Origin of the sequence: Burkholderia territorii (assembly GCF_001718335.1) — a bacterium.
GTDB classification, from domain to species: domain Bacteria; phylum Pseudomonadota; class Gammaproteobacteria; order Burkholderiales; family Burkholderiaceae; genus Burkholderia; species Burkholderia territorii.
Window position 1 is genome coordinate 1,002,786 of the sequence record NZ_CP013366.1, and the last position, 25,183, is coordinate 1,027,968.

At 68.4% G+C, this 25,183-nt stretch carries 18 protein-coding genes, 1 tRNA gene and 1 riboswitch; of the genes, 5 read left to right on the forward strand and 14 right to left on the reverse strand.

Going from position 1 to position 25,183, the window contains the following annotated elements:
• Positions 1–45: 45 nt before the first annotated feature.
• The 3 genes from WS51_RS15320 to pepN all read right to left on the reverse strand — a co-directional run bounded on the left by WS51_RS15320 (position 46) and on the right by pepN (position 4,334).
• Positions 46–121: transfer RNA gene (locus tag WS51_RS15320), tRNA-Thr, on the reverse strand.
• A 208-nt stretch (positions 122–329) separates the two neighbouring features.
• Positions 330–1,343 carry a class 1 fructose-bisphosphatase gene (locus tag WS51_RS15325; RefSeq protein WP_059448196.1) on the reverse strand — a complete coding sequence of 338 codons (1,014 nt, stop codon included), beginning with the start codon at positions 1,341–1,343 and terminating at the stop codon, positions 330–332.
• A 297-nt stretch (positions 1,344–1,640) separates the two neighbouring features.
• Entirely contained in the window at positions 1,641–4,334 is a 2,694-nt protein-coding gene (pepN, locus tag WS51_RS15330; protein ID WP_069229406.1) for an aminopeptidase N, read from the reverse strand.
• Positions 4,335–4,520: 186 nt separating this feature from the next.
• Between pepN and WS51_RS15335 the strand changes: the two genes are divergently transcribed.
• Positions 4,521–5,222, forward strand: a complete 702-nt coding sequence (locus WS51_RS15335; RefSeq protein WP_059448198.1) for a DUF4136 domain-containing protein — start codon at positions 4,521–4,523, stop codon at positions 5,220–5,222.
• Positions 5,223–5,274: 52 nt separating this feature from the next.
• Here the strand turns inward: WS51_RS15335 and WS51_RS15340 are convergent, their stop codons facing one another.
• From WS51_RS15340 to WS51_RS15375, 7 genes are all read right to left on the reverse strand, one after another.
• The gene (locus tag WS51_RS15340) at positions 5,275–5,847 is read right to left on the reverse strand and encodes a TMEM165/GDT1 family protein (protein WP_059448199.1); all 573 of its coding nucleotides are present in this window, start codon (positions 5,845–5,847) and stop codon (positions 5,275–5,277) included.
• Between the two features lie 78 nt (positions 5,848–5,925).
• A riboswitch (yybP-ykoY riboswitch) is annotated at positions 5,926–6,061 on the reverse strand.
• A 96-nt stretch (positions 6,062–6,157) separates the two neighbouring features.
• Entirely contained in the window at positions 6,158–7,474 is a 1,317-nt protein-coding gene (guaD, locus tag WS51_RS15345; protein ID WP_069229407.1) for a guanine deaminase, read from the reverse strand.
• 481 nt (positions 7,475–7,955) lie between these two features.
• Positions 7,956–8,981, reverse strand: a complete 1,026-nt coding sequence (locus tag WS51_RS15355; protein ID WP_059448201.1) for an adenosine deaminase — start codon at positions 8,979–8,981, stop codon at positions 7,956–7,958.
• 18 nt (positions 8,982–8,999) lie between these two features.
• Positions 9,000–10,004, reverse strand: coding sequence for a xanthine dehydrogenase accessory protein XdhC (gene xdhC, locus WS51_RS15360; RefSeq protein WP_059772207.1), 1,005 nt, complete (start codon positions 10,002–10,004; stop codon positions 9,000–9,002).
• Between the two features lie 612 nt (positions 10,005–10,616).
• Positions 10,617–11,129, reverse strand: coding sequence for a disulfide bond formation protein B (locus WS51_RS15365; RefSeq protein ID WP_059448203.1), 513 nt, complete (start codon positions 11,127–11,129; stop codon positions 10,617–10,619).
• Between the two features lie 147 nt (positions 11,130–11,276).
• Complete coding sequence (locus tag WS51_RS15370) at positions 11,277–12,653, reverse strand: amidase (RefSeq protein WP_069229409.1); 1,377 nt, start codon at positions 12,651–12,653, stop codon at positions 11,277–11,279.
• 7 nt (positions 12,654–12,660) lie between these two features.
• Positions 12,661–13,341: a GntR family transcriptional regulator gene (locus tag WS51_RS15375; protein WP_059543694.1), complete on the reverse strand. Its 681-nt coding sequence runs from the start codon at positions 13,339–13,341 to the stop codon at positions 12,661–12,663.
• 277 nt (positions 13,342–13,618) lie between these two features.
• Here WS51_RS15375 and WS51_RS15380 point away from each other — a divergent pair, with 277 nt between their 5' ends.
• Together WS51_RS15380 and WS51_RS15385 are read left to right on the forward strand one after the other, a co-directional pair.
• A complete protein-coding gene (locus WS51_RS15380; RefSeq protein ID WP_069229410.1) occupies positions 13,619–14,806 on the forward strand; it encodes a type 1 glutamine amidotransferase in 1,188 nt (395 codons plus the stop codon).
• Between the two features lie 114 nt (positions 14,807–14,920).
• Complete coding sequence (locus tag WS51_RS15385; RefSeq protein ID WP_059507136.1) at positions 14,921–15,622, forward strand: DUF2968 domain-containing protein; 702 nt, start codon at positions 14,921–14,923, stop codon at positions 15,620–15,622.
• A 75-nt stretch (positions 15,623–15,697) separates the two neighbouring features.
• Here WS51_RS15385 and WS51_RS15390 read toward each other — a convergent pair whose 3' ends face one another.
• On the reverse strand, positions 15,698–16,858 hold the full coding sequence (locus WS51_RS15390) for a hypothetical protein (protein ID WP_335645608.1): 1,161 nt from the start codon (positions 16,856–16,858) through the stop codon (positions 15,698–15,700).
• Positions 16,859–16,973: 115 nt separating this feature from the next.
• Here WS51_RS15390 and tcuC point away from each other — a divergent pair, with 115 nt between their 5' ends.
• Positions 16,974–18,269 (forward strand): MFS transporter, encoded by a 1,296-nt coding sequence (gene tcuC / locus WS51_RS15395; RefSeq protein WP_059448244.1) that lies wholly within the window; start codon positions 16,974–16,976, stop codon positions 18,267–18,269.
• Between the two features lie 78 nt (positions 18,270–18,347).
• Here tcuC and WS51_RS15400 read toward each other — a convergent pair whose 3' ends face one another.
• Positions 18,348–20,186, reverse strand: coding sequence for a tetratricopeptide repeat protein (locus WS51_RS15400; RefSeq protein ID WP_418219695.1), 1,839 nt, complete (start codon positions 20,184–20,186; stop codon positions 18,348–18,350).
• Between the two features lie 130 nt (positions 20,187–20,316).
• Between WS51_RS15400 and WS51_RS15405 the strand changes: the two genes are divergently transcribed.
• Positions 20,317–21,972, forward strand: a complete 1,656-nt coding sequence (locus WS51_RS15405) for an FAD-dependent monooxygenase (RefSeq protein ID WP_060328932.1) — start codon at positions 20,317–20,319, stop codon at positions 21,970–21,972.
• Between the two features lie 8 nt (positions 21,973–21,980).
• Here WS51_RS15405 and WS51_RS15410 read toward each other — a convergent pair whose 3' ends face one another.
• Positions 21,981–22,232, reverse strand: a complete 252-nt coding sequence (locus WS51_RS15410; RefSeq protein WP_059507140.1) for a formate dehydrogenase subunit delta — start codon at positions 22,230–22,232, stop codon at positions 21,981–21,983.
• 7 nt (positions 22,233–22,239) lie between these two features.
• The gene (gene fdhF, locus WS51_RS15415; RefSeq protein ID WP_069229412.1) at positions 22,240–25,176 is read right to left on the reverse strand and encodes a formate dehydrogenase subunit alpha; all 2,937 of its coding nucleotides are present in this window, start codon (positions 25,174–25,176) and stop codon (positions 22,240–22,242) included.
• Between the last annotated feature and the right edge of the window lie 7 nt (positions 25,177–25,183).

A 25,183-nucleotide genomic window follows, 5' to 3' on the forward strand; every position in this document is an offset into this window, starting at 1 on the left:
AAGAGAAAAGGCCTGATAAGCGATGCTTATCAGGCCTTTATATCTTGGTGCCGGAGATAGGAGTCGAACCTACGACCTTCGCATTACGAATGCGCTGCTCTACCAACTGAGCTACACCGGCAGCAGAGAAGTGAAATTATATGGTGAAATCCGAGATCTTGGCAATAGGTTTTGCGAAATTTTTTCAGCTTGCTGCTGCTGCTTCGCGACACCTTCGATCCGGCGGACTTCCCGCTTTCACTTCACTGCGATGCAGCCTGTCAGGGCCACATCGCGAAGGCGCGATTGTACTGATGTCTCGCACCTCCGTCTAGTGCTGCAGTGCAAATTTATTTGCCTTCGTTGTGATAGGCGGTCACGCGCTCGACTTCGTTCTTCGAACCGAGGAATACCGGCACGCGCTGGTGCAGGCCGGTCGGCTGCACTTCCATGATGCGCTGCGTGCCCGTCGTTGCCGCGCCGCCCGCCTGTTCGACGATGAACGACATCGGGTTCGCTTCGTACATCAGGCGCAGCTTGCCCGGACGATCGGGCGTGCGCTTGTCGGCCGGGTACATGAAGATGCCGCCGCGGTTCAGGATCCGATGCACGTCGGCGACCATCGACGCGATCCAGCGCATGTTGAAGTTGTCGCCGCGCGGGCCTTCCTTGCCGGCGTTCAGCTCGTTGACGTAGCGCTGGACCGGTTCGTACCAGTGGCGTGCGTTCGAGGCGTTGATCGCGTATTCGCGCGTATCCGCCGGAATCTGCATGTTGCTTTGCGTGAGCACCCACGAACCGACTTCGCGATCGAGCGTGAAGCAGTTCACGCCGTTGCCGGTCGTCAGCACGAACACGGTTTGCGGGCCATACACCGCGTAGCCCGCCGCGACCTGCTCGGTGCCCGGCTGCAGGAACGATTCCTCGGTGGCCTGCTTGCCGTCCGGGCAGCGCAGCACCGAGAAAATCGTGCCGATCGACACGTTCACGTCGATGTTCGACGAGCCGTCGAGCGGGTCGAACACGAGCAGGTATTCGCCGCGCGGGTAGTTCGCCGGGATCGGGAAGAACGTTTCCATTTCCTCCGACGCCATCGCGGCGAGGTTGCCGCCCCATTCGTTCGCGTCGAGCAGGATCTCGTTCGACAGGATGTCGAGCTTCTTCTGCACTTCGCCCTGGACGTTTTCGCTGCCGGCGGTGCCGAGCGCATCGCCGAGCGCGCCCTTCGACACGTTGTAGCTGATCGCCTTGCATGCACGGGCGACGACTTCGATCAGCAGGCGGAGGTCGGCGGGGAGGTTGTTGGTCTCACGCTGCTGCTCGATCAGGAACTTGGACAGCGTGGTGCGGCGGGCAATGGACATGACAGACTCCGAAAGGCCAAAGAATCCTTGAATTGCCGCAATTTTACCCGGCGCGCCTTGCGGCCCGCCGCCTTTTTTCGTCCGGTTACATGACCGCGCGACCGCGCCCGGCCGGATTGCGGCGCGCGCTGTGCGCCGGGGCGATCGCCGGCGACGGGAAGCGAGGTGCGCCAATGCGCGATCCGGCTCCGACCCCGCCAACCTTCAGGCGACAAAAAAGCCGGCGCCGCCATGGGGCGGTGCCGGCTTCGTCGCACGGGCGCGGCGCGAATCGCGTGCGCGAGGTTACACGAGCGGTTACGCGAGCGCCTTCTCGACGATCTCGCGCACGTCGCGCGATTTCGCGCCGACGGCGACCCGTTCGAGCGCTTCGCGCATCCGGTCGCGCAGCGCCGGCGTGAAGCGGCGCCACAGTTCAAGCGAGCGGGCGAGGCGCGCGGCGACCTGCGGGTTGATCGCATCGAGCGCAAGCACCTGTTCGGCCCAGAACGCATAGCCCGAGCCGTCCGCGGCGTGGAATTGCGCGGGGTTCGCCGCGCAGAAGCTGAAGATCAGCGAGCGTGCGCGGTTCGGGTTCTTCAGGTTGAACGCGGGATGCGCCATCAGCTTGCGGACCTTCGCGAGCGTCGGCTGCTCTGGCGTGCCGCGTTGCGCGGCCTGCATCGCGAACCACTTGTCGATCACGAGCGCTTCCTTCTCGAAGCGACGGTAGAAGTCGTCGAGTGCGCGCGCGGCCGCGTCGTTCGCGCCCGACGCCGCGGCGGACAACAGGGCGCCGAGTGCGGCGGCACGATCGGTCATGTTGTTCGCCGCGTCGTACTGCGCGGTCGCGATGCGCACGGCGTCGGCCGGATCCTCGAGTTCGGCGAGATACGCGAGCGCGAGATTCTTCAGCGCACGTCGGCCGGATGCGTCGGGCGTCGGCTCGTACGCGCCCGGCGTCTGGTGCTGCTCGTACGCGGCGAGCCACTCCGCGCGCAGCGCGGTCGCGAGCTGGCGGCGCACGAACTGGCGCGCGCGATGCACGGCAGCCGGATCGGCTTCGGCCATCTGGTCGGCCAGATAGGTTTCCGACGGCAGCGTCAACGCGAGCTCGCGGAACGCGGGCGACAGGTTTTCATCCGTCAGCACGCGGCGGAACGCGGCGACGAAGTTCTCGCCGAGCGTGAGCGGCTCGTTCGCGGCGGCGCGTGCGGCGAGCGTCAGCAGCGCGCGCGTCGCGAGGCGCTGGCCGGCTTCCCAGCGGTTGAACGGATCGCTGTCGTGCGCGAGCAGGAACGCGAGGTCGTCGTCGCTGTAGTCGTACTCGACGATCACGGGTGCCGAGAAATTGCGCAGCAGCGACGGCAGCGGTTGTTCGGGCACGTCGACGAACGTGAACGTCTGCTCGGTGTCGGTGAACTCGAGCACGCGCGTCGTGCCCGACGCGGCGGCTTCGCCGTCGACGCGCAACGGCAGGTCGCGGCCGTCGCGGCCGATCAGGCCGATCGCGAACGGAATCAGCAGCGGCCCCTGCTGGGTCTCGCGCGCGGCCGGCGACGCATCGCCGTAGCCTTGCGCGAGCGTGACCGTGTAGCGGCGCGCGGCTGCGTCGTACGCGGGGCGCACCGACACGCGCGGCGTGCCGGCCTGGCTGTACCAGCGCTCGAATTGCGCGAGATCGCGTCCGTTCGCGTCGGCCATCGCGTGACGGAAGTCGTCGCACGTCACGGCGTGACCGTCGTGGCGCTTGAAGTACAGGTCCATGCCCTTGCGGAAGCCGTCGCGGCCGAACAGCGTCTGGTACATCCGCACGACTTCCGAGCCCTTCTCGTAGACGGTCATCGTGTAGAAGTTGTTGATCTCGACGTAGCTTTCCGGACGCACCGGATGGGCCATCGGGCCCGCGTCCTCGGCGAACTGCAGCTGGCGCAGCACGCGCACGTCCTCGATGCGCTTGACCGCGCGGGCCGCGGATTCGACGTCGTCGCCCGCCGCCATGTCGGCCGAGAATTCCTGGTCGCGGAACACCGTCAGCCCTTCCTTCAGGCTCAGCTGGAACCAGTCGCGGCAGGTCACGCGGTTGCCGGTCCAGTTGTGGAAGTACTCGTGGCCGACCACGGATTCGATGTTCGCGAAGTCGGTGTCGGTCGCGGTCTCGGGGTTCGCTAGCACGTATTTCGTGTTGAAAATGTTGAGCCCCTTGTTCTCCATCGCGCCCATGTTGAAGTCGCCTACGGCGACGATCATGAAGCGGTCGAGATCGAGCTCGAGGCCGAAGCGCTTCTCGTCCCAGCGGATCGAGTGGATCAGCGAATCCATCGCGTGGCGGGTCTTGTCGAGATCGGCCGGTTCCACCCAGACCTGCAGCAGCTTTTCCTTGCCGGAGGCGGACGTGATCTTCTCCTCGATCGCGACGAGCTTGCCCGCGACCAGCGCGAACAGGTAGCTCGGCTTGCGGAACGGGTCTTCCCATTTCGCGAAGTGGCGGCCGTCGGGCAGCTCGCCCGAGTCGACGAGGTTGCCGTTCGACAGCAGCACCGGATACGCGGCCTTGTCCGCGCGCAGCGTGACCGTATACGACGCCATCACGTCGGGGCGGTCGAGGAAGTAGGTGATGCGGCGAAAGCCTTCGGCCTCGCACTGCGTGAAGAAGTTGCCGCTCGACACGTACAGGCCGGACAGCGTCGTGTTCTGGTCCGGCGCGCACGCGCTTTCGAGCGTGAGCTCGAATGCGTCGGGCACGTTTTCCACGGTCAGCCCGTGTTCGTGCGCACGCACCGCGCCGTACGGCGCGCCGTCGAGCGCCGTACCGAGGAATTCGAGCGCTTCGCTCATCAGCTCCAGGTGCGGCGTCGGTGCCGCGTCCGGATTGCGGCGCACGCGCATCGTATTCCTGACGATCGTGCGGGCCGGCGCGAGATCGAATTCGAGCGCGACGGTATCGATGAGGAAGGCCGGCGGCGTGTAGTCGGCGCGGCGGATCACGGTGGAAGAGGCGTTGTCGGACATGGTCGTCGAGATCGGTGGAGTGGGTATCGGGCCCGCGGCGCGAGCCGGGCGAACCGGGCCATTGTACAAAGGCTTGCGGCTGCGTGCCGGGCGAACTTTTTACCGGTTCCGGCAGTCCGCGTATTATCGGCATCCCGTGCAGTTCGCGCGGTGCGACGAACGGGTGACGGATCGACGAGGATCAAAATGAAACGCGAATGGATTCAACGCGGTGCGGGCTGGGCGGCGGTGCTGTGCGTGGCGCTGCTGACGGGCTGCACCAGCTACGTGACGACGCAGGTCACGGCCTTCTCCGACTGGAGCGGCAGCGACGCGACACGCACTTACGCCTTCACGCGCACCGATGCGCAGAAGCACAGCATCGAGCAGTCGACCTACGAGCCGATCGTCGCGAACGAACTGTCCGCGTACGCATTCCGGCAGGTGCCGGCCGCGCAGGCGCGCTATCTGGTCGGGCTGGCCTACGGGGTCGGCAGCGACCTGGTGACGGTGCCGCAGCCGGTGTACTACGACCCGTGGTTCATCGGGCCGGGGCCTTACTGGCGAGGCGGGCCGTGGGGACCGTGGGGGCCCTGGGGGCCGATGCCGGCGGGCTACGTCGCGCAGACTTATCAGGTCTTCGACTACACGCTAGGCATCCGGATCACCGAGCGCGCGACCGGCAAGGAAGTCTATAACGTGACCGCGCGCACCACCGGCGACAACGGTGCGCTGCTGTATGCGATGCCGTTTCTCGCGCGCAGCGCGCTCGCGGATTTCCCGTTGGCGAACGGTGCGATCCGCACCGTGCGACTGCCCGTCGACAAGCGCGGCGGGCCGGCCGCGCCGGCCGCCAACGAGCGCGCGGTACCGGCGGTGCCCGCATCGGGCGCGGCCGTCGCGAAGTAACGCGGTAGCGACACCGGCGCGGCAGCCTTGCCGCGCCGTCTGCCCGCGTGCGTCAGGCCCCGACGCCCAGCAGTGCCAGCGCGCCGAGCACGACGAACAACACGGCCGCGATGCCGTGCACCAGCTTCGTCGGCAGGCGGTGCGCGAAACGATCGCCCAGCAGGATCGCGGGCACGTTCGCCAGCATCATTCCGAAGGTCGTGCCGGCCACCACGCCGATGTAATCCTGGAAGCGCGCGGCGAGCGCGACGGTCGCGATCTGCGTCTTGTCGCCCATTTCAGCGAGGAAGAACGCGACGAGCGTCGCGCCGAACACACCGAGCCGCGAGCGGTTCGCATTGGCTTCGTCCGCATCGAGCTTGTCCGGCACCAGGATCCACAACCCCATCGCGATGAACGAGAACGCGAGCGCCCAGCGCATGATCGACGGCGTGACGAGCGCGCCGAGCCATTCGCCGAGCGCACCGGCGAAGCCGTGGTTCACGAGCGTCGCGACGAGCACGCCGAGAATGATCGGCACGGGCTTGCGATAGCGCGCGGCCAGCACGAGGGACAGCAGTTGGGTCTTGTCGCCGATTTCAGCGAGGGCGACGGCGCCGGTGGAGATCAGGAAGGCTTGAGACACGTACGGGGTTCCACGGGCCGATGTTGTGCGTGCGAGCGACGATCCGCCGCGCGCCGGGCCCTGATGCGGCGCGCAGTGAACCATCGGTCTCGCCAGGCCTCGGTGGCTGCGCCCGCCATGGCCGAACGGCCAAGTCTGTTGACGGACGCCTCCGTCACGATTCGCGCCGGGGGCGGGACATCGAGCGGAGCGGCTACTCCCCAATGAGCGGCGAATTCTAGCACGGCGCGTGGCGCGCGCGGCGCGAATCCGGTTGCGCCGGCATGCGCCGTGGCGCACGCCGGAGCGGGCATGGGCGAGTGCGAGTAAGTTACGCGGCGGCGCGGCGTGCGGCACCGCGCTCGTGCACGAGCCGGCCGGCCGCATACGTGCGGTAGACGGCACGGTCGTCGCCGAGCAGCGCGAACGCGAACAGCAGCTCCTCGAGCGACTCCGCGCGTTTCGTGCGGCGCGCGAGCAGCGGCGTGGCCTGCGGGTCGAGCACGACGAAATCGGCTTCGGTGCGCGGCGCGAGCGTGCCGACCGTGTCGGCAAGATCGAGCGCCTGCGCGGCGCCGGCCGTCGCGAGCCAGAACATCCGCGTCGCGCTCAGGTGATGGCCCGACAGCCGTGCGACCTTGTGTGCCTCGTTCATCGTCTGCAGCATCGAGAACGACGTACCGCCGCCGACGTCGGTGGCGAGCGTCACGGGCACGTCGAATTCGCCGGCCTTGTCGAAGTCGAACAAGCCGCTGCCGAGGAAGAAGTTCGACGTCGGGCAGTGCGCGACGACGGTGCGCGTCTCCGCCATCCGGCGGCGGTCCTCGTCGTCGAGATGAATGCAGTGGCCGTACACCGCGCGCGGGCGCAGCAGTCCGTAGCGATCGTAGATGTCGAGATAGCTGCGGTGCCCGGGGAACAGCTCGGCCACCCATTTCACTTCGTCGACGTTTTCCGCGACGTGACTCTGCACGAACACGTCCGGATGGCGCCGCGCGAGTTCGCCGCACGCCTCGAGCTGCGCCTCGGTGGACGTCGGCGCGAAGCGCGGCGTGAGCGCATACAGCTGGCGGCCCTTGCCGTGCCAGCGGTCGATCAGCTCCGCGCTGTCGTCGTAGCCCGATTGCGCGGTGTCGCGCAGGAACTCGGGGCAGTTGCGGTCCATCAGCACCTTGCCCGCGATCATCCGCACGTCGCGGGCGTCGCTGGCCGCGAACAGCGCGTCTGCCGACTGCTTGTGCACGGTGCAATAGACGAGCGCGCTCGTCGTGCCGCAGGCGAGCAGCTCGTCGACGAAGAAGTCGGCGACCTCGCGCGCATGTTCCGGATCGCCGAACTGGCGCTCCGTCGGAAACGTGTATTTGTCGAGCCACGGCAGTAGGCCGGGCGCCGGCGACGCGATCATGTCCGTCTGCGGATAGTGAATGTGCGTGTCGATGAAGCCGGGCACGATCAGCTTGTCGCGCAGGTCATGGACGACCGCGTCGCGGGCGAGCGTCGGGGCGAGCCGCGCATGCGGGCCGGCCGCGACGACCTTGCCGTCGTCGACGATCAGCAGGCCGTCGGTCTCGTAATTCGCGGCCTGGCTCGATTGCGCCGGGTCGCCGTTGAAGGTCAGCAGTTGGGAACGGAAAGCGGTTTGCGTCATGACGAATGGTCCTGCATCAAGGTAAGGCGAACAGAAGAAAGCAGTCGGCGCCGCGCGGGCGACGGCATGGCGGTCGCGGCCCTGGCATGCGCGATGCAGCGAAGCACGAAGGCCGGGCGCCGCGGATGGCGATCGCGCCCGCGAGCAGGGCGTCCGTCATCGCCGGGTTGCCGGCTGACGGCATTGCGGTCGCGGCCGCGATCGTGGCCGCATCCGCATCCGCATCCGCATCCGCATCCGCATCCGCATCCGCATCCGCATCCGCATCCGCATCCGCGACCGGCGGGCTGCATCGCGTGCCGCCACGACAGGCTTCGGTGCGCGACTTCGCCCGGTGCCGCCGCCACGTGGGCGACGCGCGCGACGCCCGCGCGCGTGCGCGGTGCATGCACGCGGCCGGTGTGGCGCAGGGCCGAACCGGTCGCCACCAAGCGGACGTCGTCGATGTGTTTCATCTGTCCGGGAGCCTCGATGCCGGCCGTCACGCGGCGTGCCAGTACGAATCGAGACGCGCGATCAGCGCATCACGCTGCGCGGCGTCGACGAACGACGCCTCGAAGCCGTTGCGGATCACCGTATGCACTTCGGCGTCCGTCAGTTGCAGCCCGTCGACCGTCGCGAAGTAGTTGTCGTTCACGTAGCCGCCGAAATAGGCCGGATCGTCCGAGTTGATCGTCACCGCGACGCCGCGATCGAGCAGCGCCTTCAGCGTGTGCTTCGCCATGTCGTCGAACACGCACAGCTTCAGGTTCGACAGCGGGCAGACGGTCAGCGCCGTGCGCGTGCGCGCGAGGCGCTCGACGAGCGCCGCGTCCTCGATGCTGCGCACGCCATGATCGATCCGGTCGACCTTCAGCACGTCGAGCGCTTCGTAGATGTAGGCGGGCGGGCCTTCCTCGCCCGCGTGTGCGACGAGCTTCAGCCCGAGCGCGCGCGCCTTCTCGAACACGCGCGCGAACTTCGTCGGCGGATGGCCGAGCTCGGAAGAATCGAGACCGACGCCGATCAGCCGGTGGCGGTAGCGTTCGAACAGCGGCAACGCGGATTCGAACGTCGCGAGCGCATCGTCCTCGGACAGATGGCGCAGGAAGCACAGGATGAGCTTGCTCGACAGCCCGCGCGGTTCGGCATCGGCGAGCGCGCGATCGATGCCGGCAACGACCGTCTCGATCGGCACGCCGCGTTCGGTGTGCGTCTGCGGGTCGAAGAACAGCTCCGTGTGGACGACGTTGTCGGCGAGTGCGCGTTCGCAGTACGCGGCCGTCATGTCGTAGAAATCCTGCTCGGTCAGCAATACGCTCGCGCCGGCGTAATAGATGTCGAGGAACGACTGCAGATCGGTGAACGCATACGCGGCGCGCAGTGCGTCGATCGATTCGTACGCGAGTTTCACGCCGTTGCGCTGCGCGAGCGCGAAGATCAGTTCGGGCTCGAGCGAGCCTTCGATATGGATGTGCAGCTCGGCTTTCGGAGCGCGGGCAATCTTTTCCTTGAATGTCGGGGTCATGGCGTTGTTCTTGGTCGGTCAGAATGTAGGGGAAGCCTGCGTGTGCGCGTTTGCCTCGACGGCCTGCAGCAACTGCGCGGCCACCGAGATCGCGATGACTTCGGGTGCCTTGTCGACGATGCCTTCGACGCCGATCGGGCATCGCATCCGCGCGAGCTGGGCAGGATCGATGCCGATCGCCGCCAGCCGATGATCGAACTGCGCGCGCTTGGTCTGCGAGCCCGTCATCCCGAAGTACGCATAGTCGCCGCGGCGCAGGATGCGTTCGGCCAGCATGAAATCGAGTGCGTGGTCGTGCGTCATCACGACGAAGTACGCGTGCGGCGGCGCCGTATCGACGGCATCGGCCGGGCTGGGTACTGCGTCGATCGCGAGATTGCCGATCCCGGCGAGTGCGTCGGCAGGCGGGAACACCGCGTCGGGCCCGTCGATCCAGTGCACGTGGCACGGCAATGTCGCCAGCACCTTCACGAGCGCGGTGCCGATGTGTCCCGCGCCGAACAGCACGACGGGGAACGCATGCGGCGCGATCGTTTCGGTCATCAGCGACACGCCGCCGGTTTCCCACAGCAGGCAGTCGGCGCGCGCCGCGGCCGATTCGGGCTCGCTCAGCAGCGGCGCACCCGGCGAGGGGCCGAATGATACGCTACGCACGGTCGCGGCGCCCGCCGCGACGCGCTTCGCGAGCGACATGATCCAGCCGAGGTCGCCGACGTCGAGCCGCTCGAACGCGAGCACGACCGCGCCGCCGCAGCACTGGCCGAGGCTCGGGCCGAGCGCGAGCCGTTCGAGCCGGCGCGCGTGGGGCACGTGCGCGCCGTCCTTCAGCAGGTGCCGCGCGATCTCGATCGCCTTCCATTCCAGATGACCGCCGCCGATCGTATGGCGGGCCATGTCGCGTGTGACGAGCATCTTCGTGCCGGCCTCGCGCGGCGCGGAACCGTCGGTATGCGCGACCGTCACGAGGACGGCCGCTTCGCCGTGCGCGAGCAGTTGCTGCAGATCGCCGAGCCAGGCTTCCATCAGCACGCTCCGGTCGGGACGACGCGGCACGACGCGCGGCGCGGGCTGGCAGGCGCGGCGGCAACGAAGATGGGCGAGAGGAACGCGGGCCGGCTGCGCGGCCGATTCGATGCGGGTGCGGTGCGCCGAGGACGCGCGCGGACACCGCCGCGCGACATGCGGACGCCATGAGGGTGACGGATGCGGATGGTTTGCGTTGTCATGATGAATCCAGTCGACATTGCGGATCGGGCGCGCGTTACGCAGGAGGTGAGACCGCTGGCCTCGCGCACGTAGATCGCCATCCAGTCGCGAAGATAGCACCGCAACGCGGCGGAAACATTGCCGGGCGGTGATCCGGGCTATCAGACGGCGATCATGTCGATCATAGGCCCGCCGCGCGGAATCGGGGCGCCGATGCGCGGGCATCGCGCCGGAACGCATGCGGGGCGGGCGTGCGCGCGAATGTCGTGCGCGGCGCGTTCGCCCGGAAAGGCGGGTTGCGGCCGGGGTAGGTGTTTACGAGCGGCCGGCAGGACGCGGCCGCCCTCGAGCCGCGCCGGTGCAGCCGGGCGAGCCGCACGCAGCGCCGCGCGCGGCCTCGGCCGAACGGCCGGCGCGCGGCGCGTGCTGTCAGCCAGCCAGCTTGCGACGATGGCGCCAGAGGCTCGCGGCGACGGCGATCAGGATCGCGGCGAAGCCGATCAGTGCCCAGCCCGGCAGCAGGATGCCGAAGATCGGCGGGTAGACGGTCTCGCACAGGCCGGCGACCTTGAACATGCCGGGGAACCACTGGGCGGGCGGCAGGCTGTCGACGATCGGCTGCAACGTGTCGAAGCCACAGCTGAAGCCCGGATTCATCTGGATCGACAGGTGCCGCGCGGCCGTGCCGACACCGCCGGCCGCCGCGATCGCGATCAGCAGTTCGAGCACCCAGATGCCGCGCCAGTTGCGCATCCCGGCCGCCAGGAACGCGAAGATCCCGATCGCCGCGAAGAAGTAGCGCTGGATGATGCACAGCGGGCACGGATCTTCGTTCTTCACGTACTGCAGGTACAGCGCGCCGGCCAGCAGGGCGATGCACACCCATCCGAGCAGCATCAGCAGGCGGCGTTCACGGCGGAGTGCGAGCGTGGAGTCGTTCATGTCGGCGGGATTCCTGTCGTTGGTCGGTCCGATAAACAATCGCGCGATTTTAGCGCGAACGATCTGGCACGAAACTGACAGCGCGCGTGCGGCAACCTGCCGCAGCCGCTTCGCGCGGGATCTCCCGCCGCCATTGCACCCGGGCGCTCACCGGATCGTGTTCAGCACGGCTTCGACCGCCTGGCCGATCGCGAGCAGCGCGTCGTCGCGATGCGGCGCGGCCGCGAGCATCAGGCCGACCGGTGCCGCGTCGCGCGGATGGCACGGCAGCGACAGCGCGCACGCGTCGAGGAAATTGAACGCGCTCGGGTTGCGAAGGATCAGCGCGTTGGTGCGCGTGAAGGCGGCGTCGTCCGCCTCGAGTTCGGCGATGCGCGGCGGCACGATCGGCACCGTCGGCGCGACGAGTGCGTCGAAGCGCGACCAGACCGTGTGCGCCGCTTCGTCCAGCATCGCCTGGCGGGCGGCGAGCAGGTCGAGATAGTCGGCCGCGCTCGCCGGCTCGCCCTTCAGGATGCGCGAAAGCACGCGCGGGTCGTATTGGTCGCGGTGCTGCGCGAGCAGCGGGCGATGCCACGCATATGCCTCGATCGGCGAGAAGCCGAAGCGGTTGATGTCCGGCAACCGGTCGAGCGCGGAAAAGCGTACTTCCGTGACGATCGCGCCGGCGGCCTCGAGGTGTTTCAGCGATGCGTCGAGCGCGGCGGCGACGTCGGCATCGACGCCGTCCGTCACATAGTTGGTCAGCACGCCGAGCCGCACGCCTTCGAGCGGCCGCGCGGCCGGCACGTGCGGTTCGAGCCCCGCGAGCATCCGGTCGACGAGTGCGCAGCAGGCCACCGTCAAGCCGATCGGGCCGAACGAGTCGAGCGTGGTCGACAGCGGCACGCCGCCTTGCGTCGGGATCCGGCTCGCGGTCGGCTTGAAGCCCGTGAGCCCGCACAGCGCGGCCGGAATGCGGATCGAGCCGCCGGTGTCGGTGCCGAGCGCGACGGCCGCCATCCCGTCGGCGACGGACGCCGCCGCGCCCGACGACGAGCCGCCGGCAATGCGCGCGTCGCCCGGCACGTCGCGGCGGTACGGCGAGCGCGGCGTGCCGAAGTGCGGATTCAGGCCGAGCCCCGAGAACGCGAACTCGCTCATGTTGGTGCGGCCGACCAGCACCGCGCCCGCACGCTTGAGCCGCGCGACGGCGACCGCATCGGCCTTGGCGGGCGGCGCACCGTCGAGCACGCGCGAGCCGGCGCGCGTCACCTGGCCCGCGACGTCGAACAGATCCTTCACCGACACGGGAATGCCGGCGAGCGGCGACAGCACGGTGCCCGCGGCACGCAGGCGGTCGTGGGCATCGGCGGCCGCGCGCGCGTTGTCGGCGTCGACTTCGGTGAAGACGGCCGCACCCTGGCCGGCCGGATCGGCGATCCGTTCGAGCGCGACGTCGACGAGCACGCGGCTCGTGGTCCTGCCCGCGGCGAGGTCGGCGGCGATCTGGGCGAGCGGGGGGAAGGGCGTGAAGGCGGTCATGGGCGGCTCAGGGACGAAGATGTTGGACAAGGGTGGCGCGAAACGAATCGATATGGCGTTCGACGGCCGTGCGCGCGCCGGCTGCATCGCGCGCGGACAGCCGCTCGAACAGTTCGCGGTGCTCGCGCTGGACGTCGGACAAGTGGTGCGGCTCGGACAGCGTGACGAACCAGAAGCGCAGCGAGCGTTCGTGCAGCGCGCGCAGGATTTCCGCGAGCACGGTATTGCGTGCCGCCGCGGCCACGGCCTGATGAAACGCGCGGTCGAGCGCCATCATGCCCTCGACGTCGTGCGTGTCGACGCACGCCTGCCCGTCGTCGAGCAGCGCGGCCATGCGCGCGAGATCGTCGGGCGTCGCATGGCGGGCGGCGAGTTCGACGCAATGCGCTTCGTTGATGCGGCGCACGTCGGTCACCGCGACGATGTCGTCGAGCGACAGCGGCTGCACCATGAGGCCCTTGCGCGGCATCACGGACAGCAGCCCTTCGAGCACCAGCCGGTGAACGGCCTGATGCACGGGCGTGCGGCCGATGCCGGTGCGTGCGACGAGGTCGGCTTCATTGAGCGCGGCGCCGGGCTTCAGGCGCATCGTGATGATGTCGCGCTGGATCAGCGCATACGCGCGATCGGCGAGGCTGACCGCCGATGCGGCAGGCGGGTCGCGCGGGGCGTCGGTCAGGGCGTTCATCCAGGCGGCGGCGCGGTGGCCGGACAGGGCGCGATCATGGTGCGGGCGAGCGGGGAGCATGGGCAATGCATGAATATTATTGTGATATATCACTGCTGTCCAGTTTGCCCGGGCGACTATCGAATCCATGAAATGGGTCCGGCGACATGCCATGCGATCGATGCGACGAGTTGCAACAATATCGACAGGATGTTGCTCGTTTACCGCGCGATCGAGCACTGAAGCATAATGAATCCTCGTCAATCCACACGCGCGAGCGACGTACCAGCCCATCGTCATGAGCGAAAACACGCCTTCCCCGGCCGGTCTGCCCGGCACCTCGTCCGCTTCCACCGATTCCCCCCGTTCCGGTCCCGCGCATACGCCGGAGACGCCCGCCGCTCAGGCCGCCGCCGCGCAGGTCGTCGCGGCGGACGGCGCATCGCCCGCCACGGCGGCGTCCGAACCGGGCGCTGCCGGCACGACAGGCGCCGCTGCCGACGGCAGTGCAGTGCCGCCGAAGCCCGGTGCCGCACCGCCCGGTTTCGGCGCGCAGCCCGATTTCGACACGCCGCGCCCGCCGCCCGCGAGCGCGCAGAACGCGCCGCCCGCATACCTGAAGCAAAGCGACACGCCGTGGTCGGTGTTCGGGCGGATCGTCGCGGCACGCGCGCGCCGGATCTTCGATCGCGCCGGCCAGCGGATCACGCAGCGTACGCTGCGCATCGGCGTGTCGGCGCGGATCTTCCATCCGGAGCCGGGCGCGAAGGGGCTGCGCGGCAAGACGCTGCAGTATCTCGAGGAATCGATCGCGCATTGGGTGATGTCACGCGACGTGCTCGTGTTCATGATTCCGACTGTCGGTCACCAGGGCATGCTGCATCCGAGCAACATCCGTTTGCGCGACTACGCGAAGCATCTCGACGGCTTGCTGCTGCAAGGCGGCGCCGATGTGTCGCCGCAAACTTACGCGGCGTCGGATGCGCGTCCCGAATGGCCGGGCGACCGCGTGCGCGACATGTACGAGCTCGAGCTGTTTCACGAGTTCGTCGAGTCCGGCAAGCCGGTGCTCGGCGTGTGCCGCGGCTGCCAGTTGATCAACGTCGCGTTCGGCGGATCGCTGTACCAGGACATCGCGACGGATGTGCCGACCGCGAATCCGCACGTGAGCGAGCATTACGACCAGCATCGCCACGCGATCCGCTTCCCCGACTCGTCCACACTCGCCAGCATGTTCCCGGGACGCAGCGAAGCGATCGTCAACTCGATCCACCATCAGGCGATTCGCGATCTCGGCCGCGATCTGAACATCGAAGCCGTGTCGGCCGGCGACGGAATCATCGAAGGCATTCGCTACCGGCGTGCGCCCTTCGTCGTGGGCGTGCAATGGCACCCGGAGTTTCATCGTGCCGGCGGCGCCGAGCTGCTCGACTGCACGCCGCTGCTCGATGCATTCCTGCGCGCGGCACGCGAAACCCGCCTTTGATCCGCTTTTCCATTGCCGCGCAGGAGGGCCGGCCGCATCGCGATATTTTCGAGATGCGGTCGTTCCGTTTTGAACGATAATCGCGACTCCCGATTCGTTCGCCGGAGTCTGACGTTGGCCTTCCGAGATTTTTCCCCTGCACGATGCGCAACGTGGATCGTTGCGCTGGCCGCCTGCGCGCACGCTGGCGCCGCGTGGTCCGAGGCGACCGCGCCGGTCGCTGGCACGCGTCCCGCGATGACGAGCCTGAGCGGCGATGCGGCGGCTGCGGCGTCGGCCTCCGCCGCCTCCGCCCCGGAGGCCGGCGCACAAGGCAACGTCGCCGAACTCACGCAGATGCTGCACGACGGACGCATCGTCGAGATGCGCACGACCTACAACGGCAGCTATGGCGCGAGCTTGATGTTCGATCCACGCGAGATGACGTATTACGTCGCGCTGTTTCAGGACAAGCATCTGTGGCGCGTGATCAGATCGCAGGAGAAGAGCCGCGCGGAGATGGTGTACGCGAATTTCGTCCAGCAGACGGTGCAGCTCGCGGACGTCGAAATTCGTCGCACGGAACTCGAGGCGCAGAAGACTTTCCTCGAACGCGTGATTGCGCTGCAAGCGAATCGTGCGCAGCAGTTGCAGGCTGATCTGAATGTCGCGCGCGGTCAGCAAGCCGAGGTTGCGCAGCGGCAGAAGGCGGCGCAGGAGCAGGCGCAGGCGCTGCAGATCGAAAAGCGGGCGGCACAGGTGCAGTTGCGCGATCTGCAGGAGCAGGTGCGGCAACTCGAGCGGCAATCCGAATCGGGGCTGCCCGTGCACAAGTGACGATTTGGTCCGATGGATCGTCGCACGAACGAAAACCCGGCGAAGACTGCTTCGCCGGGTTTTTTATTGGGTGCGTCAGCGGGTGAGCGTGCCCGGTGCGTCGGTGAGGCGGCGGTGGGACAGTTGCGCCGTCCAGTCGAAACCGGCGCCGGGCGCTTCGGCCGCGGGTGCGGGGCGATCGGCGTGCAGCGCGTTCGCCATCGCGATGAGCGTGAGCGGATCGTCGAGCGAGTCGAGCGGGGCGCCGGGATGCACGGGCGAACCGACGCGATCCGACGTCGGCGTGCGCGACGCGTGCTGCGTGACAGCCGGGCGGGCGGCGAATCGCGGCGCGGAAGGTGCGTGCACGCGTGCCGTTGTCGTGCGCCTGTCGTCCGGCCGATGCGGCGCTGGCGGCGCTGCGGCAGCGACGCGCTGAGCCTGCGATGTCGTGTCGACGTGTCGCGATGCTGGATGAACCGTCGCACCGCGTGCGACGGGCGACGCTGCGGAAGGCGTCGCAACCGGTCGCGCCGCGATGGTCGACGTCGGCGCGACGTTCGGCGGGGCGGGGGCCACCGCGGCGGTTTGAACGGCATGTTCCGGCGCGACGTCGGCGATCTGCACCGCCGGCGCGAAACCCGGGAACGGCTCGTGCGCGGCGATCAGCCAGCCGATGATGCCGAGTGCGCCGATGCTCCAGCAGGCGGCGTACCGCGCACGCCGGTCCTGCGTGCGACCGGCGGCGTGCTCGAAGGGCTGGCCGACCGCCCGGGCCGCAACGGCCGGTGCGCGGGCGGGCACCGGCCGCGTTGCGGGCGGCGATTGCCAGTGGCACGTGCGATGCGGCGCTTCGACGTCGATGCATGAGGTCTTCAGGACGGCAACGCAGCGCGGGCCGCGCCGCGTACCGGGCGCGCCGCGGAATGTCCATTCGCGGCCGAACGGCGGCACGCCGTCGAGCGGCGCGACACGAGGGCGGGCAAGCCGGCCTTCGACGGAAACGAGGGGCATCGGGATCATGAGGGCGGTACGCGGTGCGACACGGGCAACGATGCCGGCCGCGGCGCGAATAGCGTGGCAAGTCCTGACATTGTGGTCAGTCGACGGCGACCGGTCGATCAGATCAATCTGATTTTGATGCGTTTTTTGAGGCGATTCGTACGAGACACGCGTGGCGGCGGCGATCGCGGCCCCGGCCCAAGGCAATTGTCGGCTCCGCGTGGCATCATTGGCCGACCATGCCGGTGCGCGCATCGTCGCGCGGTGTGCCGCCGGCTGGCAGCGACGTTCGTGCGCGCCGGTCCGGTGCCGCGCGCATCGTCCGATCCACGCGGCGCCGATGTCGCGCCACCCGCACCGGGAGAACGACATGTCAACAGCAGCACACGCCGTCACGCAGGAATCGAAGGTTCGAACCGTGTTCCGGGTCGTCAGCGGCAACTTCCTCGAAATGTACGATTTCATGGTCTACGGGTATTACGCGTCGGCCATCGCGAAGACCTATTTTCCGAGCGGCAACGCGTTCGCGTCGCTGATGCTGTCGCTATCGGTGTTCGGCGCGGGCTTCCTGATGCGCCCGGTCGGCGCGATCGTGCTCGGCGCGTACATCGACCACCACGGCCGCCGCAAGGGATTGATCCTGACGCTCGGACTGATGGCGCTCGGCACGCTCGCGGTGGCCGCGATACCCGGCTATGCGACGATCGGCGTGCTCGCGCCGGTGCTCGTGCTGCTCGGCCGGTTGCTGCAGGGCTTTTCGGCGGGCGTCGAGCTGGGCGGCGTATCGGTCTACCTGTCGGAGATCGCGACGAGGGGCCACAAGGGTTTCTATACGTCGTGGCAATCGGGCAGCCAGCAGGTGGCGGTCGTGTTCGCCGCGTTCGTCGGCGTGCTGCTGAACCGCGCGCTGCCGGTCGAGGACATGACCGCGTGGGGTTGGCGCATTCCGTTTCTGATCGGCTGTCTGATCGTCCCGTTCCTGTTCCTGATTCGTCGTTCGCTGAAGGAGACCGACGAATTCCTCGCGAAGCGCCACCGTCCGACGATGGGCGAGATCATGCGTTCGATGCTCGCGAACTGGGGCGTCGTGATCGCCGGCATGGGGATGGTGATCATGACGACGGTGTCGTTCTACATGATCACCGCGTACACGCCGACGTTCGGCAAGGAAGTGCTGCACCTGTCGTCGCTCGACGCACTCGTGGTGACCGTCTGCGTCGGCCTGTCCAATCTCGTCTGGTTGCCGCTGTCGGGCGCGCTGTCGGATCGCATCGGCCGCCGCCCGGTGCTGATCGCATTCACGGTGCTCACGCTGCTGTCGGCCTACCCGGCCGTGCTGTGGCTCGTGGCCGATCCGTCGTTCCTGCGGCTGCTGGCGGTCGAGCTTTGGCTGTCGTTCCTGTATGGCTCGTACAACGGCGCGATGGTCGTCGCGCTGACCGAAGTCATGCCGGCCGACGTGCGCACGGCCGGCTTCTCGCTCGCTTACAGCCTCGCGACGACGATCGGCGGTTTCACGCCGGCGATCTCGACGTTGCTGATCCACCAGACGGGCAACAAGGCGGCGCCGGGGCTGTGGCTCAGCGTCGCCGCGATCTGCGGATTGATCGCGACGCTCGTGCTGTATCGCACGCCCGAGTCGCGCAACCAGTACAAGGCGACCTGACGCCGCCCGTGTTGCATCGCGTCGACTGAACAACGGGAGCGCATTGCGCTCCCGTTGTTCATCTGCGTGCGGCCGCGCTCAGGCGTCGCGTAGCGCGGCGGCGACCGCTGCCGCCACGTCGAGCCATTGCCCGGTGGCGGACTGGCGGACGAGCCTCGCGTGCGGATACCACGGGCAATCGTCGCCGGTGAACCAGCGCCAGTCGGCCGCGAACGGCAGCATGATCCACAGCGGCTTGCCGAGCGCGCCCGCGAGGTGCGCGACCGCGGTGTCGATCGTGACGACGCCGTCGAGCCGTTCGATCAATGCGGCCGTTTCGGCGAAGTCGTTCAGTCGCCCGTCGAGGCGATGCACGCGCGGATGCGCGTCGACGCGCGCGCGTTCGTCTTCGTCGAGCGCCGGTTGCAGCACGATCCAGTCGATGTCGGACAGTGCGAGCAGCGGCGCGAGCGCGTCGAACGGCATCGAGCGGTTCTCCTGCGCCTGCCGGCGCCCTGACCACGCGAGCCCGAACTTGCGCTTCGACTGGCCGCCGAGCGAGCCGCGAAAGCGCCGGCGTGCGCTGTCCGGCACGTCGAGGTAGCGCCTGCCCGCGACGATGTCGGCCGGCTGCAGGCCGAGCAGGAACGGCAGGCTCATCAGCGTGCATGCGATGTCCGCCGCGGGCGGCTTCGCGGCACCCTGTGCGACGAGCGTCACGCGCCAGCGTGCCGCGGCCGGCGTGAGCAGCGTGACGAGTTCCGGCTGCACTTCGAGCACGACGCGCGCGCAGCGCTCGCGCACGAGCGGCACGAAGCGGACGAACTGCAGCGTGTCGCCGAAGCCCTGTTCCGCGCGGATCAGCAGCGTGCGCGACGTGATCGGCTCGCCTTGCCAGCGCGGCAGCGTGCCAAGCGGCGTTGCGCCCGGCGTGTCGTGACGCGCTTCGTACGCGGGCAGGCCGCGGGTGAAGTCGCGCAGCGTCAGCAGTGTGACGGCGCGATGCAGGTGCGCGAGTTTGAGGTCGGGCGCGACGCGCAGCGCCTGGTCGAACGCGCGCAGTGCCATCTCGTGCGCGCCGAGTGCGTGATGCGCGTTGCCGAGGTTCAGCCACGCGAGACCGAACGACGGATCGAGGCCGACCGCGCGTTCGTAGTACGGCAGCGCTTCGCGATGGCGTGCCTGTGCGCACAGCGCGTTCGCGAGCCCGAACAGGGCGAGCGGGAACGGCGGGTGCAGCGCCAGCGCGGCTTCGAATGCGGCAGCGGCGTCGCCGTGACGGCCGAGCGCCTCGAACGTGTTGCCGAGATTGAAATGCGCGGCGACGAAACGCGGCTGCGCGGCGATCGCGGCCTGGAAGTGCGCGATCGCGTCGTCGGCCCGGCCGATCGCGTTCAGGGCCATCGCCAGATTGTTGTGCGCACCGGCATGCCCGGGCCGCAGTTCCAGGGCGCGACGGAATGCGGCGATCGCGTCGTCGTGGCGGCCGAGCGCATTCAGCGCGTTGCCGAGATTGTTGTGGATCGATGCGTCGTCGGGCGTGAGCTCAAGTGCGCGGCCGAACGCGTCGAGCGCATCCTCGTGGCGCTGCAGCGCCGCATACGCGTTGCCGAGGTTGTAGTGTGCAAGCGGAAATTCGGGCGCGAGCGTCAACGCGTTGCGAAAGCGATCGATTGCTTCGTCGAGTCGGCCGAGCGCTTTCAGTGCGTTGCCGAGATTGAGTTGCAGCGCCGCATCGTTCGGGCGCAGCTCGACCGCGCGCCCGACGAGGTCGGCCGCCTCGGCGTGCTGGCCCTGCTGATGCCGCAGCACGCCGAACAGATGCAGTGCGTCGGCGTCGGCCGGATTGGTGGCGAGTGCGGCGCGATAGCCGTGCTCGGCCTCGGCGAGGTGGCCCGCGCGATGCGCGGCATACGCTCGGTCGAATGCGGAATCCATGACGCGAAAACTGACGGAAAACACGTATTTTCCCACACTGCGCGCGGGCGGCCCGGATCGGCCGATCGGCATATGGCCCCGTCACGCGGAGCGGCGTAGACTTGCACAATCGCGTGTCATCGAGGTTCTCATGGCTGACACACTGCTCGATATCCCGCCCGTGCTGATCGTCGGCGCGGGCCCGACCGGCCTTGCCGCCGCAATGGCGCTCGCGCGTGCCCGCGTTCCGGTGCGCATCATCGACCGGCTCGCCACGCCCGCGCCGTATTCGCGCGCGATCGGCATCCAGGCGCGCACGCTCGAACTGCTGGAGCAGCATCGCGCGGTCGAACCGTTTCTCGCGTTGGGTCATCGCGCGCATGCCGCCGCACTGCATGCCGACGGCCGCGTGATCGCACGGCTCGATTTCGATCCGCTGCAAACGCGTTATCCGTATCTGCTGTTTCTCGACCAGAGCATCACCGAACGGCTGCTCGCCGAGCACCTGGCCGGGTTCGGCGTGACGGTCGAGCGCGGTGTCACGCTGACCGCGTGCGATGCCGGCGCTACGTCGCTCGACGTGACGCTTCGCGGCGCCGACGGCCGCGAACAGGCGTTCGCGCCGTCGTACCTGATCGCTGCCGACGGCGCGCACAGCACGGTGCGCCACCTGCTTGGGCTGGGCTTCGCCGGTCATGCGTTCGAACAGACCTTCCTGCTCGCCGATTTTGCCGCGATACCCGGCTGGCCGGACGAGGAGATCCACCTGTTCACGACGCCCGACGGCATCGCGGGGCTGTTTCCAATGGGCGGCGGCCGCTACCGGCTCGTCGCCGACCGGCCGCCCGGCGATAGCGCATCGCCCGATGCGCCGCCCCCGACGCTCGAGGAATGCGATGCGATCGTGCGCGCTCGCGTCGGTGCGTCGATCGCGCCGAGCGATCTCGCGTGGTCGGCGTATTTCCGCCTGCACAGCCGGATGGTCGACCGGCTGCGTCACGGGCGCGTGTTCTTCGCGGGCGACGCCGCGCACGTGCACAGTCCGGCGGGCGCGCAGGGCATGAATACGGGCATCCAGGAAGCGCTCAATCTCGGCTGGAAGCTCGCGCGCGTGCTGGGCGCGGGCACGCCGGAGCGGCTGCTCGACACGTATCACGCGGAGCGCCACCCGATCGAGCGTGACGTATTGCGGCAGACGGGCTTCATCACGCAGATCGTCGAAGCCGACCACGGCGCGATGAAGCTGCTGCGCGATCACGTCGTGCCGCTGCTGGCGTCGTTCGGGCCGGTGCGCGATGCGGTGCGCCGCACCGTCAGCGAGCTCGGCGTGCAATACCGGAAAAGTCCGCTCACGCTCGAACGCGTGCTCGATGGCGGGCCGCGCGCAGGCGAGCGTGCGCCCGACGCGCTCGTGCACGTGATCGACGGGCCGCTCGGACGGGCACCCGGGACGGCGCGACTATACGACTTGCACGACCCGGCGAGCTTCACGCTGCTGCTGCTCGAGGAGCCGCCAGATGCCGACGCGGGCGATACGGGCGACGTTCCGCCAATGCCCGCGGACGCGCGTGCGCTCGCCGAAGGCCTGGAGCGGATCATGCCGGGAGCCGTGCGAACCTGGCGCGTCGCCGATGCCGAAAGCGACGGCGCCGACGGGCTCGCGCAGGTATATGGCCGTTCGAGGCCGTCGTTCTACCTGCTGCGTCCCGATGGCTACATCGCGGTGCGCGGCCGCACCGCTACCGACGCAAACGCGCTGCTGCGCCATTGCGAAAGCTGGTTCGCGGGCATGCCGGTGCCCGCGTAGCGGGGCACTCAGGCGGGGGCCGCAGCCGGCGTGAGCGACGCGCGGTGCGCGGCGATCGCGTCGCGCACGATCGGCGCGGCGCGTTGCGCGGCTTCGTTCGACGGATCGTCGAGCGCGGCCAGCAACGCGCGCCGCATCCGCGGCTCCCAGAAGCGCCGGATGTGTTCGGCGATTCCGGCCAGCGCTTCTTCGCGATCGGGCATCGATTCGAAGAACGCGCCGATCTGGTTGGCCATGTCGATCAGGTGTCCGTTGTCCATCGCGTCCTCACTTGCCCGTCGTCGCGGCGCGGCGCTCGAGCAGGTCGAGCTGCTCCGAGTTGAAGCGTGCATACGCGCGCTGCCAGTCCGACGGCTGCGCAACCGGCATCACCTGCACGGCCGTGACCTTGTATTCCGGGCAGTTCGTGGCCCAGTCGGAGCTGTCCGTCGTGATCACGTTCGCCCCCGACTCGGGGAAGTGGAACGTCGTGTACACGACACCGGGCTGCATGCGGTCGGACACGAGCGCACGCAGCACCGTCTGGCCGGCCCGCGATTCGATGCCGACCCAGTCGCCGGTCCGGATCCCCCGATCCTGCGCATCGTGCGGATGAATCTCGAGGCGGTCTTCTTCGTGCCACCGCACGTTCTCGGTCCGGCGCGTCTGCGCGCCGACGTTGTATTGCGACAGGATGCGGCCCGTGGTCAGGATCAGCGGATAGCGCTGCGTGACCTTTTCCGGCGTCGGAATGAACTGCGTGATCACGAACCGGCCCTTGCCGCGCACGAACGCGTCGATGTGCATCGTCGGCGTGCCGTCCGGTGCCTGTTCATTGCACGGCCACTGGATGCTGCCGAGCGCGTCGAGCTTCTCGTACGACACGCCCGAGAAGGTCGGCGTGAGCCGCGCGATCTCGTCCATGATTTCCGACGGATGCGTGTAGTGCATGTCGTATCCGAGCGCCTGCGACAGCAGCAGCGTGACTTCCCAGTCGGCGTAACCCGCAAGCGGCGGCATCACCTTGCGCACCCGCGAGATGCGGCGTTCCGCGTTCGTGAACGTGCCGTCCTTCTCGAGGAACGTCGAACCCGGCAGCAGCACATGCGCGTACTTCGCGGTTTCGTTCAGGAAGATGTCCTGCACGACGATGCATTCCATCGACGACAGCGCGGCCGCCACGTGTTGCGTGTTCGGGTCCGACTGGACGATGTCCTCGCCCTGGCAGTAAAGCCCCTTGAAGCTGCCGTCGAGCGCCGCGTCGAACATGTTCGGGATGCGCAGTCCCGGTTCCGGTTGCAGCGTGGCCGACCACGCCGCCTCGAACTGGCTGCGCACGGTTGCGTCGCTGATGTGCCGGTAGCCCGGCAGCTCGTGCGGGAACGAACCCATGTCGCACGAGCCTTGCACGTTGTTCTGTCCGCGCAGCGGATTGACGCCCACGCCTTCGCGGCCGATGTTGCCCGTCGCCATCGCGAGGTTCGCGATGCCCATCACCGTCGTCGAGCCTTGCGCGTGTTCGGTCACGCCGAGGCCGTAGTAGATCGCGGCGTTGCCGCCCGTCGCGTAAAGGCGCGCGGCCTCGCGCACCAGCGCGGCCGGCACGCCCGTCACGTCCGCCGTCGCTTCCGGCGAATTTTCGGCACGCGACACGAAATCGCGCCATTGCTCGAACGCGCGCGTGTCGCAACGCTCGGCGACGAACGAATCGGCGACCAGCCCTTCGGTGACGATCACGTGCGCGAGCGCGTTGACCATCGCGACGTTGGTGCCGGGGCGCAACTGCAGGTGGTACGTGGCCTTCACGTGCGGGCCGTCGACCACATCGATACGGCGCGGGTCGATCACGATCAGCTTCGCGCCTTCGCGGATGCGCCGCTTCATGCGCGAGCCGAACACCGGGTGGCCGTCGGTCGGATTCGCGCCCATCACGACGATCACGTCGGCCTGGCCGACCGACGCGAAAGTCTGCGTGCCGGCCGATTCACCGAGCGTCGTCTTCAGGCCGTAGCCGGTCGGCGAGTGGCACACGCGTGCGCAGGTGTCGACGTTGTTGTTGCCGAACGCGGCGCGCACGAGCTTCTGCACGAGGTAGGTTTCCTCGTTCGTGCAGCGCGACGACGTGATGCCGCCGATCGAATCGCGGCCGTACTTCTGCTGCAGCTTGCGGAACTGCGTCGCCGCGTACGTGAGTGCCTCTTCCCAGCTGACTTCGCGCCACGGGGCGGTGATCTTCTCGCGGATCATCGGCTTCGTGATGCGGTCCTTGTGCGTCGCGTAGCCCCACGCGAAGCGGCCCTTCACGCACGCATGGCCTTCGTTCGCGAGGCCGTTCTTGTGCGGTGTCATGCGCACGACCTGCGTGCCCTTCATTTCGGCCTTGAACGAGCACCCGACGCCGCAGTACGCGCAGGTCGTGACGACCGAGTGCTCGGCCTGGCCGAGCTGGACGACGGACTTTTCCTGCAGCGTCGCGGTCGGGCACGCGGCGACGCAGGCGCCGCACGATACGCATTCCGATGCCATGAACGATTCGCTTTCGCCGGCGGCGACGCGCGATTCGAAACCGCGCGCGGCGATCGTCAGCGCGAACGTGCCCTGCGTTTCCTCGCATGCGCGCACACAGCGGTTGCAGACGATGCACTTCGACGGATCGTACGTGAAGTACGGATTCGATTCGTCCTTCTGCTCGCGCAGGTGATTCGCGCCGTCGAAACCGTAGCGCACTTCGCGCAGCCCGACCACGCCCGCCATGTCCTGCAACTCGCAGTCGCCGTTGGCGGGGCAGGTGAGGCAGTCGAGCGGGTGATCGGAGATGTACAGCTCCATCACGTTGCGGCGCAGGGACTGCAGCCGGTCCGACTGGGTGCGAACCTTCATCCCGGCTTCGGCGGGCGTCGTGCACGATGCCGGATAGCCGCGCCGGCCTTCGATCTCGACCAGGCACAGACGGCACGAGCCGAACGGTTCGAGCGAATCGGTCGCGCAGAGCTTGGGCACGTTGATGCCGGCTTCGATCGCGGCGCGCATCACCGACGTGCCGGCCGGCACCGTCACCGGCTGGCCGTCGATTTCGAGCGTGACGTCGGTATCGGCATGCCGCTGCGGCGTGCCGTAGTCGGTTTCGTCGAACGGATCGCGCACGCGCGCCTGGGCGGCGCTCTTGCACGCGCATTGGCCCGAGCCGCAGCCGCCTTGGCGGACGTTGTTCGTGTCGAGGGACATTCAGGGC

Coding starts and splice junctions, on each gene's coding strand:
- WS51_RS15325 (WP_059448196.1), bottom strand. CDS start 1,343: ATGTCCATTGCCCGCCGCACCACGCTGTCCAAGTTCCTGATCGAGCAG.
- pepN (WP_069229406.1), bottom strand. CDS start 4,334: ATGTCCGACAACGCCTCTTCCACCGTGATCCGCCGCGCCGACTACACG.
- WS51_RS15335 (WP_059448198.1), top strand. CDS start 4,521: ATGAAACGCGAATGGATTCAACGCGGTGCGGGCTGGGCGGCGGTGCTG.
- guaD (WP_069229407.1), bottom strand. CDS start 7,474: ATGACGCAAACCGCTTTCCGTTCCCAACTGCTGACCTTCAACGGCGAC.
- WS51_RS15355 (WP_059448201.1), bottom strand. CDS start 8,981: ATGACCCCGACATTCAAGGAAAAGATTGCCCGCGCTCCGAAAGCCGAG.
- xdhC (WP_059772207.1), bottom strand. CDS start 10,004: ATGGAAGCCTGGCTCGGCGATCTGCAGCAACTGCTCGCGCACGGCGAA.
- WS51_RS15365 (WP_059448203.1), bottom strand. CDS start 11,129: ATGAACGACTCCACGCTCGCACTCCGCCGTGAACGCCGCCTGCTGATG.
- WS51_RS15370 (WP_069229409.1), bottom strand. CDS start 12,653: ATGACCGCCTTCACGCCCTTCCCCCCGCTCGCCCAGATCGCCGCCGAC.
- WS51_RS15375 (WP_059543694.1), bottom strand. CDS start 13,341: ATGAACGCCCTGACCGACGCCCCGCGCGACCCGCCTGCCGCATCGGCG.
- WS51_RS15380 (WP_069229410.1), top strand. CDS start 13,619: ATGAGCGAAAACACGCCTTCCCCGGCCGGTCTGCCCGGCACCTCGTCC.
- WS51_RS15390 (WP_335645608.1), bottom strand. CDS start 16,858: ATGCGCGCACCGGCATGGTCGGCCAATGATGCCACGCGGAGCCGACAA.
- tcuC (WP_059448244.1), top strand. CDS start 16,974: ATGTCAACAGCAGCACACGCCGTCACGCAGGAATCGAAGGTTCGAACC.
- WS51_RS15400 (WP_418219695.1), bottom strand. CDS start 20,186: ATGGATTCCGCATTCGACCGAGCGTATGCCGCGCATCGCGCGGGCCAC.
- WS51_RS15405 (WP_060328932.1), top strand. CDS start 20,317: ATGGCTGACACACTGCTCGATATCCCGCCCGTGCTGATCGTCGGCGCG.
- WS51_RS15410 (WP_059507140.1), bottom strand. CDS start 22,232: ATGGACAACGGACACCTGATCGACATGGCCAACCAGATCGGCGCGTTC.
- fdhF (WP_069229412.1), bottom strand. CDS start 25,176: ATGTCCCTCGACACGAACAACGTCCGCCAAGGCGGCTGCGGCTCGGGC.